This is a genomic window from Candidatus Bathyarchaeota archaeon (genome assembly GCA_026014465.1).
Lineage (GTDB): Archaea > Thermoproteota > Bathyarchaeia > Bathyarchaeales > Bathycorpusculaceae > JADGNF01.
The window spans coordinates 1-1,051 of the sequence record JAOZID010000018.1; the positions used below are offsets into that span (position 1 = coordinate 1).

General features: G+C 46.3%; 2 protein-coding genes. Both read right to left on the reverse strand.

The genetic code is table 11. The features are described 5' to 3' along the window. Window positions 1-306 precede the first annotated feature (306 nt). On the reverse strand, window positions 307-642 hold the full coding sequence (locus NWF04_10835; protein MCW4007060.1) for a hypothetical protein: 336 nt from the start codon (window positions 640-642) through the stop codon (window positions 307-309). Window positions 643-652: 10 nt separating this feature from the next. Beyond that, on the reverse strand, window positions 653-1,051 hold a 399-nt coding region (locus NWF04_10840), incomplete at its 5' end, for a hypothetical protein (protein ID MCW4007061.1).

Consider the following 1,051-nt stretch of genomic DNA (forward strand, 5'->3'; position numbering starts at 1 on the left):
TGAAGTTCAACCTTGGGTAAGCCCTGAATGAATTCTGCGCGTGTAGTCATAGCTTGTGTTGTTTAATACTGCAAAGTTGCAGCTTTTAGGTTATAACCTGCAAGAAGATGGAAAGGTTTGTTGAAATCCGAACAAAACGAGTAGCTACTGAGGAAAGCCCTGTCAAGTTTATCCGGTGCCTGTTATTGAATTTTGTTTGCAGATCACTTTATTTTGTTTGCAGATCAAAATAAATTGAATGCAGATTGCATCTGCAATAACTTTTAAGTGATCCGCAATTTAATTTTAGTGATCTGCGAACTCTTTTTAGTGATCTGCAAGCAAATTTGAGGGATCCGCAGGCTCTTTTTGATTATTCGGAACTCGTTTTCGCGAACGGTTCTTCTTCGTGATGTACTGGCTCCGGTAGCCAATGCGCCGGGCCTCATTGTCGCGAAACAAGTACTTACCACAGCTGTACAGTTCGTCTACAGCTTCCTTCAGGTAAGCATAGGCGCGGTCGCGCAGGTCTTTTGTTTCGCCTCGGGATTGGTGGGCAGCAGCAGCCAGCCCTGGTAGCTCATCGGACAGTTGCCGCGCCTGATCCAGCGCTTCGGTATCGAAATGAATGGCTCGAAGTAAGTCTTGCTGACTGTCGCCCAACACAGCCAAATCATTCAGCGATTGATAGAGTGCCGCATTTGGACTTTTCCGTTCGATTCGTCGGAGCTTTTTTTTGCAGTTTGGGGTGCCGGCGAAAGGCGTACCGAAAACTTTTCTTCAGCCAATCGTGTAGCTGCTTTCCTTCCCTGAGTTTATCCTGAAAGACATTCATCGCCGCAGGAGATTGGCGCTTCTCTTTATTCCATCGCACCTGGAAATAGTTCAACAGCTCGTAGCGAAGGAGGAAGGTGTTGAGCACTTCGGTAGACAAACCGGCATCCAACAGCTCTGGCCAGTCGTTTTTACTCCACAAATACAGGTTATAGGCTTCCTGCAAATAAACGGCAATGGGCATGGAAGGACGCTTGAGCTGATTGGAGGGAATGTCTTTTAAAAGTTGGATTTCTTT